This window comes from Verrucomicrobiia bacterium, assembly GCA_035629335.1.
GTDB lineage: Bacteria > Patescibacteriota > Saccharimonadia > Saccharimonadales > Saccharimonadaceae > DASUUR01.
On record DASPIB010000001.1, the window covers coordinates 888,626 to 904,133 of the forward strand.

At 48.0% G+C, this 15,508-nt stretch carries 14 protein-coding genes; 2 read left to right on the forward strand and 12 right to left on the reverse strand.

Annotated features, from left to right (window positions below; genetic code table 11):
• Window positions 1-10 precede the first annotated feature (10 nt).
• Both VD907_04900 and VD907_04905 read right to left on the reverse strand, forming a co-directional pair.
• Window positions 11-775 carry a hypothetical protein gene (locus VD907_04900; protein ID HYG84195.1) on the reverse strand — a complete coding sequence of 255 codons (765 nt, stop codon included), beginning with the start codon at window positions 773-775 and terminating at the stop codon, window positions 11-13.
• A 54-nt stretch (window positions 776-829) separates the two neighbouring features.
• Entirely contained in the window at window positions 830-2,428 is a 1,599-nt protein-coding gene (locus VD907_04905) for an LCP family protein (GenBank protein ID HYG84196.1), read from the reverse strand.
• Window positions 2,429-2,665: 237 nt separating this feature from the next.
• Here VD907_04905 and lepB point away from each other — a divergent pair, with 237 nt between their 5' ends.
• On the forward strand, window positions 2,666-3,256 hold the full coding sequence (gene lepB / locus VD907_04910) for a signal peptidase I (protein ID HYG84197.1): 591 nt from the start codon (window positions 2,666-2,668) through the stop codon (window positions 3,254-3,256).
• 50 nt (window positions 3,257-3,306) lie between these two features.
• Here lepB and VD907_04915 read toward each other — a convergent pair whose 3' ends face one another.
• The 5 genes from VD907_04915 to VD907_04935 form a co-directional block, all read right to left on the reverse strand.
• Entirely contained in the window at window positions 3,307-4,194 is an 888-nt protein-coding gene (locus VD907_04915) for a ParB/RepB/Spo0J family partition protein (GenBank protein ID HYG84198.1), read from the reverse strand.
• Window positions 4,184-5,014 carry a ParA family protein gene (locus VD907_04920; protein HYG84199.1) on the reverse strand — a complete coding sequence of 277 codons (831 nt, stop codon included), beginning with the start codon at window positions 5,012-5,014 and terminating at the stop codon, window positions 4,184-4,186. Before VD907_04920 ends, VD907_04915 begins: the two co-directional genes overlap by 11 nt.
• A gap of 35 nt (window positions 5,015-5,049) precedes the next feature.
• Window positions 5,050-5,355, reverse strand: a complete 306-nt coding sequence (gene rplU / locus VD907_04925) for a 50S ribosomal protein L21 (protein ID HYG84200.1) — start codon at window positions 5,353-5,355, stop codon at window positions 5,050-5,052.
• A gap of 66 nt (window positions 5,356-5,421) precedes the next feature.
• On the reverse strand, window positions 5,422-6,249 hold the full coding sequence (locus tag VD907_04930; GenBank protein HYG84201.1) for a sugar phosphate nucleotidyltransferase: 828 nt from the start codon (window positions 6,247-6,249) through the stop codon (window positions 5,422-5,424).
• An 87-nt stretch (window positions 6,250-6,336) separates the two neighbouring features.
• Complete coding sequence (locus tag VD907_04935) at window positions 6,337-7,410, reverse strand: hypothetical protein (GenBank protein ID HYG84202.1); 1,074 nt, start codon at window positions 7,408-7,410, stop codon at window positions 6,337-6,339.
• A gap of 47 nt (window positions 7,411-7,457) precedes the next feature.
• On the opposite strand from VD907_04935, the gene VD907_04940 reads away from it, so the two are divergent.
• Window positions 7,458-7,799, forward strand: coding sequence for a hypothetical protein (locus VD907_04940; GenBank protein ID HYG84203.1), 342 nt, complete (start codon window positions 7,458-7,460; stop codon window positions 7,797-7,799).
• Window positions 7,800-7,844: 45 nt separating this feature from the next.
• On the opposite strand, the gene ileS is transcribed toward VD907_04940, so the two are convergent.
• The 5 genes from ileS to VD907_04965 form a co-directional block, all read right to left on the reverse strand.
• Entirely contained in the window at window positions 7,845-10,895 is a 3,051-nt protein-coding gene (gene ileS, locus VD907_04945) for an isoleucine--tRNA ligase (protein HYG84204.1), read from the reverse strand.
• A complete protein-coding gene (locus VD907_04950) occupies window positions 10,892-11,431 on the reverse strand; it encodes a hypothetical protein (protein ID HYG84205.1) in 540 nt (179 codons plus the stop codon). The genes ileS and VD907_04950 overlap by 4 nt, the downstream gene beginning before the upstream one ends.
• Window positions 11,432-11,711: 280 nt before the next feature.
• Window positions 11,712-12,335 (reverse strand): vitamin K epoxide reductase family protein, encoded by a 624-nt coding sequence (locus tag VD907_04955; GenBank protein HYG84206.1) that lies wholly within the window; start codon window positions 12,333-12,335, stop codon window positions 11,712-11,714.
• Entirely contained in the window at window positions 12,325-12,585 is a 261-nt protein-coding gene (locus VD907_04960) for a hypothetical protein (protein ID HYG84207.1), read from the reverse strand. The genes VD907_04955 and VD907_04960 overlap by 11 nt, the downstream gene beginning before the upstream one ends.
• A 65-nt stretch (window positions 12,586-12,650) precedes the next feature.
• On the reverse strand, window positions 12,651-15,500 hold the full coding sequence (locus VD907_04965) for a vitamin B12-dependent ribonucleotide reductase (protein ID HYG84208.1): 2,850 nt from the start codon (window positions 15,498-15,500) through the stop codon (window positions 12,651-12,653).
• Between the last annotated feature and the right edge of the window lie 8 nt (window positions 15,501-15,508).

The following is a 15,508-nucleotide window of genomic DNA, read 5'->3' on the forward strand; positions in this document are numbered from 1 at the left end:
CTCTCCTTTCTTATAGTTCAGTAATATCTAGGCCATTGAAAAATATCAAAATCATAATAACAAGCGCAGCTATAAAGACAAGCTGCCATTTAAAGTCGGCGAATACAATCTTACCGTCATTACGACGAAACGAAGCATACACCCGCTCGGCGAGATAACTAAAGCTTAAAAGCAAGATGGCGATTTGCGGAATTTTGAACGAAGACACGCTTTCAAAGGGCGCATAAGCGATCGTCCAGTGGTAAGCCAACCAGCCCAGTTCGGCGCCAACAAACCCCCAGACCAGGCTAAGCAAGGTGATGTCGTCTTCGTCGTAAGCTGTCAGTGCGTGCCGGGCTGAACTGTAGGTGATTAGCCATGTTAGCAGTACGACTAACCACGACGGCCACGCGTACGCCACCGTAAAAAGTGCCGTGAGGCTCACAAATTGTGCAATACCCGCCTGAAGCAACATGGTGTGTCGTTTCGAGCGTGGTTTTAAAAGCAGCAGCCAGGCAGCGTATAGTACGGCTATGGCTATTTGGAACATTAGCACACCACTGGCCCACATTAGCACCACGGCACTAAGCCCAACCAGCGTATCGACTAAATTGGTTTGTAGGTTCGCAAACCAAAACCGTGGGCGAACCGCAAATACTCGCCACTTACTTAATAGAATAAAGATAAAAGCCGGCAAAGGCGACTCAAATGCGAGCACCAACGCTAGTGTTGCTCCAGCCAGCCCCAAATTTAGTACTATATAGGTCGCTTCGCTCAGGAATGAGCGTTTGGACACTGTTTTAAGTAGATCCATCTATCGTGTATTGTAGCATAGATAGCCAGCCATAGACTACTGCGCGCCGGTGCTCGCGGCACCAATAATAATCACGAAGTCTGCTTCAGAAACAATACCCGCCGGCAGATTGCCTGAAATAACTTTTATGCCGTAAAGTTGCTCTAATTTTTGTTTTGTGCCCTTTTTTTGAGGATTCAACTGGTGAATCTGAACTGGTGAATAGCTGTCCGCAGGTGCAGTATCAACCGAATGAATGGTGTAGTTCTTGGCTTCAAGCTTATCGGCCGTTTGCTGCGCCATTCCCGGCACGCCTGAACCATTTAGTACATCGATCTTAGCTGCTTCGCGAATGACAGGATCGTTAGAAATATGGCGTTTAATAAAGCGGTGGATATCGCTAAAATCATACAGTCCGAGCATTGGTCGAACGATACTCTGCCCAGCAACGTTATCGGTAGTGATTAACTTGTTTTCTTCACTATCGAGGCTAAGTGTCGTGATATCCTTATTTTTCATGGCTTGGCCAACATTTATTAAGGTACGCATCTCACCGGCCTCAAAATTAGTCCGAACATTTTTGCCTAAGGTATCAATCAACTGGCTTACGGCTGCCGGGTTAGCTAACGTGCCGACACTGGCAGCTTTATCACGCAGAGCAATCAAGATTTTTTGCTGATTTCGCTCACGGTCGAAGTTACCGCGCTCTAGGCCGTAGCCTCCCGAGCTATTGCGTGCCCGAGCGAGCGCCAGCGCCCGCTTACCATCCAGATGAGCAGGCCCATTGGGGTACTTTACCAGGTAACACTGATAATTACATTCCCAGTCGAAATTACGATCCAGGATACCGCGCGGATCGCTACTTTCAATAACGACATCAATGCCCCCAACGGCATCCACCGCCTCTTTTAAGGCAGTGTAATTCACATGTACATAATAATGCATCTTGAGGCCGTAGACTTCACCCACCGCCTGCATCAACTTTTGTGCGCCGGTTCGTTCGTTACGTCCGTCATCTGACATACACTGGTACAGTGCATTGATCTTGCCTTCGTAGCCAGCCATACAGGCATCACCGTACTTTACCCATAGATCCCGCGGAACGCTGGTGAGCATCGTCACCTTTTTGTTCTGGTCAAGGCTGGCAACCATGATTGAATCGGTCAGGTGCGGGCCAGCGTCGTCGTGCGCTCGATCATCTTCGGAGGTGCCAAAAATAAGAATATTACTGCGGCCATTCTCATCCATCTTCAGCGGTTTACCTTGGCTAAAAAGATCAAAAAGATTACCGCTTAGCACCTGCGTGCCCGCAAGAAAAGCGCGAATCCCAAGAAAACCAACGATTGCCAGAATCAAAATCAGAATAATAACTATCGTTCGCTTGACCGCTTTTTTGCTCGGTGGCCAGAATCGACGTTTTTTAGGCTTTTTTTCGTCGTCGAGGGCAGCAAGAGAAGCGTCTAATTCACTTCTTAACAGAGCTGCTTTCTCTGTGGTACCGGTTTTTTTAGGTGAACTAGCCACGCCTGGAGTTCGTGTGGTGTCAAGAAAACGCCGCGGCACGGTATAGGTGTCGGTGTTAGTTTTATGCTTTGGATCCGCTGGCGTGCGTCGACGCAGCGTAAAGTCATCAATTGGGGTATGACGTTTTTTCATAAATAACTTACCTCACTATAGCGAATTTAGGCCAAATCGTAAACTAAACCTAAAAAGTAAACCCGCACACTCGCTTGTTGATCATTTCTCATTTATCGACATATTTTGTGCAGTGCATATACTGGAGAGTCTAGAAAATCGGTTGCAATTACGCCTCTTTACTATCTCTATAAACTTGCCCAAAAGATCACGTTAGCTTTTGTGGTTTCATCAAAATAAGTGTATGCTTATAAGCGTATGGAAACACACGAAAAACGCTCGATTTTGCGAGATATACTTGGTATTGCTGGTTTTATTTTGTTGGTTATTGTCGGCGTCTTTTTTATTCACGCTTTTATTTTTCGCAGTTTCGGTGTTACAGGGCCAAGTATGGAAAAAACGATGTACACCGATGATCGAGTTATCGTTAACCGCCTACCGGTTACCTGGGATACGCTTTTTGGACGCCAATACAACCCTGGGCGCGGCCAGATTATCGTTTTTAAAAACCCATTACACGAGCCGGGCATGGCTGATGAGTTTATTGTAAAACGAGTCATCGCTTTCGAGGGTGAACGCGTAACAGTAAGTAACGGCGTATTAACCGTTTACAATAAAGAGCACCCCGATGGTTTCCGCCCGGACGACACCACCAAAGAGCCCGGTCAGCCGACCACCGGCGACGTTGATATTGTGGTGCCAGATAATGAATTATTTGTCGCTGGCGACCACCGAACAGGCAGTTATTCGCTCGATTCACGCAATGGTCTTGGAACCATTCCGCTCGAGAACGTCATTGGGCCAGTTGGGCTGCGGATTTATCCTTTCGATAAAATTCGTTTCTTCTAGAATTTTTGGCCTAAGAAGGATAAATAGCGTCTTAAATTGTATATTAAGCATTACTTGCTTAACAAAGTACTGATTCGTTCCAGGTCGCCTTCGTCCTTAAAGCTAATAATTAGCTGGCCACCCTTGGCGGTGGTTTTTAGTTTTACGGGCGTGTTGAGGCGCTTAGCAAGCATTTTAGTGGTAGAGGTTTCGGTGCGAGTGTGTTTGACAGCTTGTTCGCGCCTATCTGGGCTGGCGGTGCCTTTCTTGTAGCCAACGACGTATTGCTCAGCCCGCCGAACACTCCAGTCTTCCTTTAAAATAAAGTTCAGGAGTTCATTTTGGGCTTCTGCCGCATCAAGAGCTAAAATTTGCCGGGCGTGGCCTTCGGAAATTTTGCCTTCCACTAGTGCTTGTTTAGCGTTGTCAGGAAGTTGTAACAATCGCAACACATTACTGATGGTACTCACCGCTTTTCCGCCAATACGGGCGCCAATTTGTTCGTAAGTGAGATTAAACTGATCGCGCAGTTTTAGGTACGCCGTGGCGGTTTCCAGCGGGTTCAGATCGCGGCGCTGTAAGTTTTCGATAAGCGAGATCTCGAGTTTGTGCTGGTTACTAAGAGTACGCACCAGAGCGGGCACTTTTTCGAGCCCCAGCTTTCGGGCTGCGCGCCAGCGGCGTTCGCCAGCCACCAATTGATACCCCTCGCCTTTACTAATAACCACCAGTGGTTGGACGATTCCGTGTTCTTTAATTGATTCTGCTAATTCATCAAGCGCTAATTCATCAAAATGACGCCGGGGTTGCTCTGGGTCGGGTGTGATTTCTGAAACTTTAAGATACCGCAGCTCAGAGATTTTTTCATCCTGAGCCGAGGTTGGATCGAATGCCTCGTTCAACAGCTCCGTTGGCAGCAGCGAATCAAATCCTCGTCCTAAACCTTTTTTAGCTGACACGGTCAAGCATCTCCTTTACAACTGCTTTATATGCTCTTGAGCCCTTGCTCCAGCGGTCGTATGCGCCTACCGGTAGTCCGTGGCTTGGAGCTTCGGCCAGCCGAATATTGCGCGGAATGGTGGTTTTAAAAACTTTACCCGGGAAGTGCCGCTGGATTTCTTCATGCACCTGGCCGCTGAGGGTTGTCCGGCTGTCCATCATGGTTACCAGTACGCCCAGTAATTCCACAGTTGGGTTCATACCCTTGCGCACCAGCTGCATAGTTTCAAGCAGCTGCCCTAGGCCTTCGAGGGCGTAAAATTCGGCCTGGACCGGCAGCAAAATGTATTGGGCAGCAATAAGTGCATTTACGGTCAAGAGACTTAAGCTTGGTGGGCTATCGATGATTATAAAATCGTAACCCTCGGTAGTATCAAGAGCTTGTTTAAGCCTGGTGAATCGGCGCTCGGCACCGGCAAGCTCCACTTCGGCGTTTGCCAGTTGTGGCGTGGCCGGTAAAATCGATAGCTGTTTGTGCGCCGTGGCGAGTACTACATTCTGCACTGGCACGCCGTGCTGCACGACATCCATTACCGTGCGTTCGAGCTCTTGCTTATTAATGCCTAGGCCGCTCGTGGCGTTGCCTTGCGGATCGAGATCGACAAGCAGCACCGAATGCCCAGCTTTCGCTAGGAAATAGGCAACGTTGACAGCAGTAGTAGTTTTTCCGACACCACCTTTTTGGTTGGTGACAGCGATCACTTTGGTTTTTGTCACTCTTTTCTTCCCTTTTGTCGTTATGTCCAGTATACCACGAAGCGTGAAAAGTTTCTTGGGCATAATAAAAGAGCCCTCTAGTTTCAGGGCTCTTTTATTTATTTGATCGAAGTGATTTCGATTTTGCTATATTTTTGTCGATGGCCAGTTTCTTTGTGGACGCGTTTTTTTGCTTTAAAGCGAATGACGCGAATTTTGTCGCCTTTTACTTCATCTTCGATGACCTTTGCGCTAACACTGACCCCTTTTACAACTGGCGTTCCAACTTGGGTAGTTTTTCCATCGAACACCAGCAGCGGTTCAAGCGTGAGCTCTTTTGTGCCATCTTGGAGGCGGTCCACCAAGAGGGTCTCTTTTTCAGCGACAACATATTGCTTGCCGCCAAGCTTTACAACTGCTTTCATCTTCGTTCCTTTTAGTTATCTAATCAGTGATTCATTTTAACAGATTGCCAAGGAGATGTAAAGCTGCTAGGCCGCCACGCCCATTACTATCTCGTTGGCTTTCAGCCAGCCTTCAACCGTGCCGCCATCAAGATAGTGTCCAACTGCTGGGACAACTTTCATGATGCCGCCATTCTGCACGTACGTATTGATGGGATCAGTAATGTAATATTCTTCGTTTCGGGGCTGCTCTGTATAGTGGCAAATTTCCTTTAGTAAATCGGCTGATATAACATACTTGCTCGGATTAATGAGGGTACTTGGCGCCGCTTCGATCGCTGGCTTTTCAACAATTCGAACAAAATTATTACGAGCATCCATTGCTAATACACCGTAGCGAGACACGTCTTCGCGCGGCACCTCCGCCCCAATCATTGACGACCCCGTTTCGGGAGTTGCGGCAATCAAACGCCCCAGTTCAGAGCTACCATCGGCATTATAAATAAAATCATCCCCCATTAGCACCGCTATCGGTTCGTTTTGAGCAACAAATTCTGCGCATAGGGCTACGGGAATAGCCGTGCCATACGGCGCCTCTGAAGAGGTATCTTGAACAATATAGTGGAAATTCACTTCTTTTGGTGGCGTCACGAGCGGTAAGAGTTGTTCTTTATTATTGGCTTTGAGATAGTCCTCAAGCTCACTGTCGCGGGTATAAAAAGCTTCTAGCTGACTGCCAGCTTTACTCACGACAAAGTAAATATCGGTGATCCCTGCCCGTATGCAATCTTGCACAACGTAATCAATAATTGGCCGATTCCCCACCGGTAACATGCTCTTTTCAATAGCTTTTGTAATGGGCAGACGACGCGTCCCCCACCCGGCAACCGGAATAATGGCCTTTGTGACATTCATCTTGTTTCTCCTTATAACGATTCTAGCGGTATATCATGTTTGTGGCGCTCTGGCGGCACGATTAAGGACATCTAAAATTGTAACAGATTATTTATTAAGATGTCGTCGCCGTAGTCGACTGTATCGTCGTTCGCGAACGAAAGATTGCAGCAGAGCAGCTATTATGATGACTGTAACAATTGCCACTAACGGTATCCAGTTGATGTCAGGTACAGCGTAGTTAACATACAACCCACCAATCACCAGTACCATAATACCGAGAATACTACCCGCTGCGGACACCCTCTTCAATTTAGCAGGTTCCACCTTGCCTACGATTTCCGACTTTTTCGCCGAGTACGCCAAGGAGCGCATTCGCTTTAGCGGCGGTGCAACTTGAGCCATCACCGACTCGAACGCCTCGAGCACCTGTTCGTAGTCTTTCGCTTGCCGGAGCTTTTTCGGCCAATAGAAGTACATACGACGCCCAATAATTTCAATATCGCAAAGAGCGTTTTTTTCGATGAGTGTATGCATAATATCGGGCGCCAACACTGTTAAGGCGTCCACTGCGTGCTGCTCGGGGGCATAGAGGGCAAAGTATTGCGAAAAATCGCCCTCAAGCGTTAGTTTTTGCGACCGTTTAAAATCAATTGGCAAAACCGAAGTGCGTCCGCTGCCTGTTTCGATTAGCGAATCTATGACTAGTTGTGGCATTTGATACGGAAGTTCGACCGCTGCCATGGCTAAATTGTAGGTGTGGGCATACTTGCCATGACCCTCTGTATAGGTATAATTAAACAGCTGAAACGGCAGGCCATTGGTTTCACCCTTGAGCACTTCGCTTGCTCGACGTGAGTGGCCGTAACCAAATAATGACGACGGTTCCTCGATGGTGACATTGGCACTCTCGATAAAGGTCATATTATTTTGCGCCGCAAAGTCTGTAAAAACCTGCCGATTGTGTTTTCGTAGTTTTTGCCAGGCGATAAAACAAAATACACTCCCAAGCACGAGAGCAATTACCCACCCCCAGCACAACCAGTATGCCACTGTCTCCCAGTCATCACCCGCTATTAAAGCAACTAGCCACAAAACCAAGAGTCCGACGCCAATGCCGAAGTATTTCCAGCCGTTAATGAATTGTAACTTCCTAAGCGCGGTAAAATTATATTGTTTCATTGTTGGATTTCATCTTATGAATTAATAATACAGTACACAGACTTCTTATGCGACAATTGACGACAGACGAGGTGTATGAGAATATCTTAAAAGTTACCGGACTTATCGATCGAGGAGCACCCGTGAAAACGAGCAAGGCAGTCGATGCACTGAAGACACTTTTCCCAATGGGTAATGACACTGACGCACTGCGGCGTGCAGCGGCCGCGATTAAGAGGAGGTTCGACGAGCAAGCCAATACTCCCCAAGCCTACGACCGAGGGCTTGTTGAGCAACAGATTAACAATCTTAACAACCAGCTACAAAAGCGTAAGTTGTCCGAAGAAGAATTTAGGCGAGCCGCGAACCTGGCCACCGAGCTAGAGCGTGCCCTCGGATTGCGGCAGTAACCCACCAGGCTCGAAAAGCATTGCCGCTTTTCGAGCCTGATTAATTTAGGCTTTCATCATTTTGATAAGCAAATCTTGTCCTTCAACCTTGGTATTAAGCTCAAATGCTTCTTTTTTTATCGTACCTTCAACCGCCAAGGTTTCGGTTTTTATTACTTTTGAATGCTCAGAGACGGCTTTAGCCAGTTCTTTATCTTCGGTAGTTATAGTCAGGATAATCCGATCGTCAACGTCGTAACCAGCCTGCTTGCGGCCATTTTGCACAAGTCGGATCACTTCACGCGCCATGCCTTCGCGTTTTAGCTCAGGGGTGATCGCTGTATCTAACTCAACAGAAACAACAGCACCGTCTTCTGGGCTGGCCAAAAGTTCAACAGCCTTCACATTTAGCTCGTCCTTTACAATATCGACAAGCTCGTTTGTTAATTCAGGTGATACTGCACTACTAGCTACGTTAATCAGCTTAGCGCTGGCGAGTGGTTGTCGCACCTTGATAGCAGCCTGGGCTCGCTTAGACAGCCCATCATTAATAGCGCGCCGGAAGACCGCCATTTCGTGTATGAGCAGCTCATTGATATGGCCAACTTTTGGCCAATCGAGTAAGTGCACACTCTCGCCATTGGTGAGCTTTTGGTACAACTCTTCTGCGAGAAATGGCGTGAAGGGCGCCATAACAATCGCTGTTTGGGTGAGTACATAGTGCAAAGTAGTGTAAGCGAGATTTTTATCGGCAGTGTCCTCGCTTTTCCAAAATCGTTTGCGGCTCCGACGGACATACCAGTTACTGGCGTCATCAAGAAACTCTAAGATTGGTTTTACCGCACCCGGTAGATCATAGCCTTCCATGTGCGTTTCGATATCTTGTGTGAGCTGATGCACGCGGCTCACAATCCACTGATCGAGCGGGTGTTGTAGTTTTTCGCTCGGGTCGCTCAAGTCACCGTTCCATTCCCAGCCATCAACATCGGCGTACATAGTGAAGAAGTCGTACATATTCCACACCATAGCGAGCTTACGGGCAACATCGGCGACGTCTTTATCTTGAAGAGCAAAGTCTTCGCCATTTAGTACGGGCGAGCTAAGCAGCAAGAAACGCAAGCTATCGGCGCTATAAGTGTCCATCAACTCATTCGGGTCGGTAAAGTTACCGTAGCTTTTACTCATCTTGCGGCCATCGTTCCCCGCCAATGTACCCGTAACGATCACATTTTTGAAGGCATTTTGGCTAAATAGCGCCACACTAACAGCGTGGACATAGTAAAACCATGCCCGCACCTGGCCAATATATTCAACAATGAAATCCCCAGGGAAATTTTGTTCGAATTTCTCTACGTTTTCAAATGGGTAGTGGAACTGGGCAAAAGGCATGCTGCCGCTTTCAAACCAACCGTCAATCACTTTATCGATGCGCTTGTAGTGCACCCCGTCTTTATCGAATTCAATATCGTCAACCCACGGGCGATGATAATCGTCAAGCTCTTTGCCAGAAAGCTCTTTGAGTTCGGCGTAGCTACCCACAACTATGCGGTGCTTCTTGCCCGCAGCATCAACACCCTCCCACACCGGCATAGCGGTCGCCCAAAAGCGGTCGCGCGACAAGTTCCAGTCTGGTGCTTGCTGGATATTTTTTTCAAAACGACCATGCTTGATGTGTTCAGGGAACCAGTTGATGTGTTCGGTGTTTTCTACCAGCATCTGTTCTCGCTGGCCGTCGATATCCATAAACCAACTCGGATGCGCCCGGTACATTAGGCGCGTGCCACAGCGATGACAGTGCGGGTAGCTGTGGCGGTAGTAATCAATTTTCCAGACTACCCCTTGGCCGTGTAACTCTTTGGCAATTGGCTTATTTACCTCCCATACATTTTGACTTTGCCATTTACCTTCGGTATAAAAGCCATTTTCGTCTATTAGATGAACAACAGGGATACCATTCTCTTTTGCTAAAGCAAAATCTTCTTCACCATAGGCAGGAGCAAGATGCACTACACCGGAGCCATCATCCTCACTGACATAATCGGCATGCCATACTTTATGGGCGTTGGCACCGCGATTCGCAAAGAGAGGCACATAATTTAAGCCAAGCAAACGACTCCCTACAAACTCACGCCTAATCACATACTCTAGCGGCTGCTTTTTGTCATCTTTAAAAATCTTTCCTTCATCGACAAGTTTTTTGGCAACAATAAAGCGATCGTCGCCTCCGCTAAGCTGTACCTCGGCATAGAGTATTTTTTCATTAACTGCCAGTGCCGTGTTTGCAGGCAATGTCCAGGGCGTGGTCGTCCAGGCTAAAAGATAAACGTCACCTTTGATACTTTCGGCGGCTTCACTGTTTTTTTGATTTGCCTCTTGTGATTCCTTAAGCGCCACTTCAAAAGATTTTGAGCCAGAATTATAAAGCGGCACAGTCGCTTCTTCGAGCCGCTCGTTATAGTCAGCAACATTCAATTTAAACTTTACAAAAACACTTGGGTCAGTCACGTCCTGGTAAGCGCCAGCGTCCATGGTTACTTCTGCTTTTGAAAGTGGCGTCGCATCGCGAGTACAATACATTAGTACCTTTTCACCTTCGTAAACTTTGCCCTTTTCGTACAAGGTCTTAAACGCCCACCAAACACTCTCCATGTACTGTTTGTCCATGGTTTTATAGGCGCCTTTAAAATCTACCCAGCGACCAATCCGATCGATAGTATCTTCCCACAAGTTGCCGGTTTGGACCATATTTTCACGGCAAGCCCTAATATATTCTTCAAGGCTAATTTTGGTGCCAATTTCGCGGCGATCTTTGATGCCAAGCTTCTTTTCGGTGAACACTTCGGCTGGCAAACCATGGCAGTCCCAACCCCAGACGCGCTCGACCCGCTTGCCTTTCATGGTTTGATAGCGTGGCACTGCGTCTTTTACGATAGAACTTAAAAGCGTGCCATAATGTGGAACACCGGTAATGAACGGCGGGCCATCATAAAACACAAAGGCGTTGCTTTTTGGCCGACTCTCAATCGATTTTTCAAAAGTTTTATGTTTTTTCCAGTAGTCAACGAGAGCTTTTTCGTATTCTTTTGCGCGGCGACGGGTGTTTTTTTGAAATTTCATGTAGTGCTCCTTTCCATAAACAGTGGTTGATAGTTATAGGTTTCAAGTTGAGCCTGGATGTCCTGGTACGTCTTACCGGCTAGTTTGCCGCCAGCGATGAAGGCTTCTTGGCTGACATCGGCCAGGCAGATATCGGGCGGAGTAAATTGCCGCATGGCCGCGTCTGAATCAAATTCGAAATCAATCAGTACCAGGCCAGCTAAATTATCTTGAAATACATCGATTTCTGCTTTATAACCATTAATTTCGGTGTAGTACCGCCGTTTTTTCGCAATTTTCTTGGAGCATCTGGCGAGTGCGAGATATTCGTCTTCTACTAGTGGAATTGTGTGCTCGTTTTGCCGAGAAGAGTCAGTGCCGTCGACTGGTTCCTTTTTAGTAATTTCATAGTTGCTTCCTTTACGGCGAACCCGCAACGAGGCATGATCGCGATCTTCGGGGATATAAATATCCTCAACAATCTCCGAGGGGTTCGTGGCTATATCTTCTGGGAAATACTTAGCTAAATAAGTCAGTTCGAGCTCAAGTTCGGTCATGATTTTGCTCCTAAAAATTAAAATCACCTCTTTTAGACACTGGAACCCAAAGTTATCCGGGCGGTACCATCCAGTTTCCAAAAGAAGTGATTCTTTGGCGCTTGGTTTTACAGATAACGGACTGCGTGAGCCGTCGGATTCTACTTTGCCTTAAAGCAATTTCTTTCCGCTACTTCGTGGGTGATAACCACTCATCTACCAAAAGGTAGAACGTATTTATTTTAGTGTAGTCTGAAGAGGGTAAATTTTCAAGCTCTCGCAGTCTTCTGCGCAAGCCGCTTTAGAGCCAAAGGCCATCACCAAACTTCAAAAATACCAGCGCCGCCATCAATACTAGCCAGCCAACAACAATCAGTTTGTCGTAGTCTTTTGCGAGAAAGCTGAGAGCTTTAGCATGCACCGTTTCGGGCAAAGAAAAGTTGTTTTCGCGCAAGTTGTAGCGCAGCAGCGTATCAAACAGAATAGTCGTCACAACGGTCACCAGTAAGCACCATGGGCACAAAACTTGGATTGCATAAACACTTTGGAAAAAGAGCCAATAGGCGAAAATCAGGCCCAAGCCATAGCCAACTTGAGCGAGCACCATAAATTTTTTAGGAAACCTGACCCCCCATAATCCCGCTACCGCTACCGTAATTACCACCGAATAGCCCATCAGCCCAATAATTGGGTTAGGGAAACCAAATAATGACGACTGCCAGGTTTTCATGACGCTTGCACAGTTCAAAACGGCATTGAGACTACAGCTTAGCTGGGCGTCAGGTTCTTGCAGTAAATGAAATTTTTCGAGTGTTAGCACAAAAGCCGCAAGTAGCCCTATGACCCCCGCAAGAAGCATGGTGCCAAAAATTAAGCTGTTTGAGCGTTCAATAGAGCTTTTCTCGCGCCACCACCTAAGAAACATAGTAGCTTACCTCGCTGATAGTTGGCAGCGGCAATCCCCGCCACAATTGTTGCTGGCGCCCTTGGCTATCAAGGGCAATAACGGTTGGATATTCCATTATGTCGTGAACTTCGCAAAAGACAGCACCCTCGGGGGTGTCCGGGTTGAGGGTGGCGAGAGTTTTGCCAGTTTGGCGTTTGAAATCACGCAAGAAATCTTCAACCGCTCGGGCATGATCACTGGCCTCTTTGTACACAACTGTAGTCTCCATTACTGTTTAGTATAACAAAATACCTCCCCAAATTGGAGAGGTATTTTGCTTATGGTAACTTATCGTTAGCTACAACCGCTGGTGGTACCGCAGCTGGTACAGACATAGCAGCTACCGGCACGCTGCGTAATGTTGCCACAGTTCGAACATAACGGAGCATTTTGGTCAGCTACTGGAGTACTGTGCAGCTCTTTGGCGATGGAAATTTCGTCTTTCTTTGCCAAAGGCGCTTGTGGCTCCGTAGCAATAGCTGGTGCTGAAACAACCTGTGGCGCCTGGGGTTGTTGCGGTGCTATTGCTGCCGGCTGGCTTGTAACAGGTTGCGCTTGCTGAGCAGCCATCTCAGCCTCCAGATCTTCTAGCGTCGCTAGACCCAGTTCTAGGCGGTCGTCGATGTTTAAATATTCAAGCGCCAAGCGGCGGAAGATGTAATCAACAATTGACGTGGCGGTTTTTACCTCTGGGTCATCGGTGATACCAAACGGCGCGAAGCTCATATTGCTCATAGCTTTTACGTATGCTTTTAGCGGCACGCCGTACTGCAGGCCGTAGCTAATACTGCGAGCAAACGCATCCATAACACCGGCGAGCGTCGAGCCCATCTTGGCGACCCGCAGGAATAACTCACCTGGTGTACCGTCTTCGTACTCGCCCACCGTAAAGTAGCCATGAAGATCTGCCACCTTAAACGAGAAGGTTTTTGAGTTCCGAATGCGCGGCATTTCGCGGCGAATGACAACCTGTGTTGCTGCCGACAGCCCGGTTGGCGTGGCTTCTGCAACTGTTGGCTGTGCAGTTTCAACTTTTGCGGGCGCGTCATTAGCTTTTTCTTCTTGCTTCTTTTCACTCAGTGGCTGGCCAACCTTGCTGTTGTCGCGGTAAATGGCAATGGCCTTAATACCAAGCTTCCAGGCATCCAGGTGCAGCTGCTCGACATCTTCAACCGTAACACTTGCCGGCATGTTAACCGTTTTACTAATGGCACCAGAAATGAATGGCTGCACGGCGCCCATCATTTTAACGTGCCCCATGTAGTGAATCGCGTTTTCGCCAACCGCACAGGCAAACACGTCGTAGTGTTCCTTCTTAAGGTGTGGTGCATCAATTGCGCTGCCTTTGTCGTGAATATAGTCGACAATCGCCTTTATTTCGTGATCATCATAGCCGAGTGTCCTTAAAGCGCGCGGAATGGTCTGGTTAACAATGACCATCGAACCACCACCAACTAAAGTCTTGAACTTTGTGAGGCTGAAATCTGGCTCTACTCCGGTGGTATCGCAGTCCATCATAAACCCAATAGTGCCGGTAGGTGCGAGAACGCTAGCCTGCGAGTTACGGACGCCGTATTTCGCACCAAGCTCAACAGCTTCATCCCAGGCGCCAGCGGCTGCGCTAAGCAATTCTTCGGGAACAAGAGTAGCGTCGATATCGCGCACTGCGTCACGGTGCTTACGCAGTACACGATTCATGCCCTCTTTATCTTTATTGTAGCCAGCAAACGTCCCGACTCGCCTAGCGATCTTGGCGCTGGTGGCGTAAGCATGGCCGGTCATTAAGGCGGTTACTGAACCAGCTACAGCGCGACCTTCGTCGCTATCGTATGGCAGACCCTTTGCCATAAGCATTGCGCCCAAGTTAGCGTAGCCTATACCAAGCTCGCGGTAGGCACGGGCGTTTTTATCAATACTCTCGGTAGGATAACTGGAGTAACCCACCAAGATCTCCTGGGCGACAATAATCGTTTCTACGACATGCTTGAAAGCTTCGGTGTCAAAGGTCCCATCTTCATTGAGATATTTAAGAAGATTCAGGCTGGCTAAGTTACAGGCCGAGTTGTCGAGATGCATGTACTCAGAGCACGGATTTGAGCCATTGATCCGCCCAGCTTTTGGCGTGGTGTGCCAGTCGTTAATAGTGGTGTCGAACTGCATGCCCGGATCGGCACACTCCCAAGCTGCTTCGGCAATTTGACGAAACAAATCGCGGGCGCGAATGGTTTTATAGACTTTTCTATCTATTACGCCTTTCAGATCCCAGTCGGTGTCAGCTTCGACCGCTTTCATGAAATCGTCAGTCACCCGAACCGAGTTATTAGCGTTTTGGTATTGAATACTCACGGCATCTTTACCATTCAACCCCATATCAAAACCAGCATCGCGGAGCACGCGGGCTTTACGTTCTTCACGAGCTTTACACCAAATGAACTCCTCGATATCTGGGTGGTCAACGTTTAAGATCACCATCTTGGCTGCACGGCGCGTTTTACCGCCACTTTGAATAGTGCCGGCGCTAGCATCGGCACCGCGCATAAAGCTCACTGGGCCAGACGCCTTGCCGCCGCTTGAGCTAAGGCCTTCGTACGAAGAACGAAGCGCGCTTAGGTTAAGGCCTGCGCCCGAACCACCCTTAAAGATCATGCCTTCTTCGCGGTACCAGTTTAAAATCGACGGCAGCGTATCTTCTACCTTCAAAATAAAACAAGCACTTGCCTGTTGGGCGCGATCGGGCGTGCCGATATTAAACCAGACCGGGCTGTTAAAAGCTGCTCGCTGTGTGGCCAGAATGTATTTTAGCTCAGCATTAAAGGTATCCGCCTCTTGTTCCTCGATAAAATAGCCCTGCTCGTAGCCATATTTTGTTACCGTATTAACCACGCGGTCAATAAGTTGCTTCAGGCTGCGCTCTCGGCCCTCGGTGCCCGGCGTGCCGTAAAAGTATTTTTGCGCCACAATGTTAATGGCATTTTGACTCCAGAAGTCTGGAAACTCCACCCCAGTTTGTTCAAAAACTACTTTTCCTGTACCGGGATTAACAATTTTTGAATCTCGCTCTACCCACTTCAGCGCGTTATACGGATCTTCCCCTTCTTCCGTAAAATATCGCGACACTGAAAGCGTGGACACTGTTTGTGCCATATCATTCC

Excerpts from the sequence above, each read along its gene's own strand:
- VD907_04905 (HYG84196.1), bottom strand. The coding sequence starts at position 2,428 with ATGAAAAAACGTCATACCCCAATTGATGACTTTACGCTGCGTCGACGC.
- lepB (HYG84197.1), top strand. The coding sequence starts at position 2,666 with ATGGAAACACACGAAAAACGCTCGATTTTGCGAGATATACTTGGTATT.
- VD907_04920 (HYG84199.1), bottom strand. The coding sequence starts at position 5,014 with ATGCCCAAGAAACTTTTCACGCTTCGTGGTATACTGGACATAACGACA.
- rplU (HYG84200.1), bottom strand. The coding sequence starts at position 5,355 with ATGAAAGCAGTTGTAAAGCTTGGCGGCAAGCAATATGTTGTCGCTGAA.
- VD907_04930 (HYG84201.1), bottom strand. The coding sequence starts at position 6,249 with ATGAATGTCACAAAGGCCATTATTCCGGTTGCCGGGTGGGGGACGCGT.
- VD907_04935 (HYG84202.1), bottom strand. The coding sequence starts at position 7,410 with ATGAAACAATATAATTTTACCGCGCTTAGGAAGTTACAATTCATTAAC.
- VD907_04940 (HYG84203.1), top strand. The coding sequence starts at position 7,458 with ATGCGACAATTGACGACAGACGAGGTGTATGAGAATATCTTAAAAGTT.
- ileS (HYG84204.1), bottom strand. The coding sequence starts at position 10,895 with ATGAAATTTCAAAAAAACACCCGTCGCCGCGCAAAAGAATACGAAAAA.
- VD907_04950 (HYG84205.1), bottom strand. The coding sequence starts at position 11,431 with ATGACCGAACTTGAGCTCGAACTGACTTATTTAGCTAAGTATTTCCCA.
- VD907_04955 (HYG84206.1), bottom strand. The coding sequence starts at position 12,335 with ATGTTTCTTAGGTGGTGGCGCGAGAAAAGCTCTATTGAACGCTCAAAC.
- VD907_04960 (HYG84207.1), bottom strand. The coding sequence starts at position 12,585 with ATGGAGACTACAGTTGTGTACAAAGAGGCCAGTGATCATGCCCGAGCG.
- VD907_04965 (HYG84208.1), bottom strand. The coding sequence starts at position 15,500 with ATGGCACAAACAGTGTCCACGCTTTCAGTGTCGCGATATTTTACGGAA.